Source organism: Methylobacterium sp. WL103 (genome assembly GCF_008039885.1).
GTDB classification, from domain to species: Bacteria; Pseudomonadota; Alphaproteobacteria; order Rhizobiales; family Beijerinckiaceae; genus Methylobacterium; species Methylobacterium cerastii.
In genome coordinates, this window is the sequence record NZ_VRUX01000893.1 from 1 (window position 1) to 1266 (window position 1266).

General features: G+C 75.0%; 2 protein-coding genes. Both read right to left on the minus strand.

What is annotated here, in order from left to right; translation table 11 throughout:
* On the minus strand, positions 1-709 hold a 709-nt coding region (locus FV222_RS26500), incomplete at its 3' end, for an alpha/beta fold hydrolase (protein ID WP_147816096.1).
* On the minus strand, positions 706-1266 hold a 561-nt coding region (locus FV222_RS26505), incomplete at its 5' end, for a tetratricopeptide repeat protein (RefSeq protein WP_246685686.1). The genes FV222_RS26500 and FV222_RS26505, both read right to left, overlap by 4 nt.

Consider the following 1266-nt stretch of genomic DNA (forward strand, 5'->3'; position numbering starts at 1 on the left):
GGACCAGGGCGGCGCGGCTGCGCTCGACGTAGCCCTCCGCCACCGGCTGCGGCTGGAAGACGTTGCGCGCCGCCGGCTCGAGGAAGCGCAGGCCGAGCGGCGGGCCAAGCGTCCGGCTCAGCAGCCACGCCACCGGCGGCTGCAGCGCGAGGCGCCAGTACCACGGCGGCGTCCGCGCCTCGCGGAACGGCAGCGCCACCGGCGCGACCAGCACCAGCCCGGAGACGCGCTCGGGATGGTCGAGGGCGAGGCTGAGCGCCAGAGCGCCGGCCCAGGAATGGCCGAGCACGATCGCCGGGCCGATCTCCATCCGCGCCAGCGCCTCGGCGATGGCCGCGCCCTGGACCGCCGGGGCGGCGGCGGCCTCGCCGGAGAGCCGGTCGCTCCAGCCGAAGCCCGGCCGGTCGAAGGCGACGACGCGAAAACCCTGTGCGGCGAGCGTCCGCCCGACGCCCTCCATCGGGTCGGAGGCGTTGGCCGAAGCCCCGTGCAGCAGCACGATCGTGGCGCGGGCCCCGGTCTCGGGGCCGGCCTGGATCGTGGCGAGGCGGCCGCCGCGAACCGCGACGAACGGCCCTTCCGGCGGATGCTGCGCCGAGATGCGGGCGGTGATGATCAGGGTCGCCACCGCGCCCGCGCCGAGCACGGCGCCGACGAGGGCGGCCACGAGGCCGAACAGGCCCGCGAGCACGGGGAGCACGGCCTTCACAGGTCGCGACCGTCCACCTCGGGCGAAAGACGCTCCATCGCGTCCTTGAGCTTCGGCATGCGGGGATAGATCGCGAGCGCGCGGCGGTAGGCGTTCATCGCCCGCACCTTGTCGTCCATCGACAGGTAGATCCGTCCGAGCGCCGCCCAGGCCTCGAAGTGGCGCGGCTCCAGGATCAGGGCGCGCTGCAGGTCGGCGATCGCCGTGCTCTTGTCGGTGAGCAGCCAGAACACCGTCGCGCGGCGGTTCCAGCCCTCGGACCAGGCCGGCTCGATCGCGGTGACGCGATCCATCAGCTCGGCGGCCAGCGCGAAATCCTGCGTGGTCATCGCCTGGCGGGCGCGGTCGGTGAGGAGGTCGACGGTGGCGCTGCCGGACCGGTCGAGGCGCCGCTCGATCAGGGTCGCGACGCCCTTGGCCTCGACGTCGTCCCCGGCGTCGCGCAAACGCTCGTAGAGCTCGTTCAGGCCGGCGGCGGGCTGGCTGGTGGAGGGCTTGCGGTCCTGCGCCTTGAGCTCGGTGGGCGGCGGCTCGCGGTCCGGCGTGCGGGACGGCGC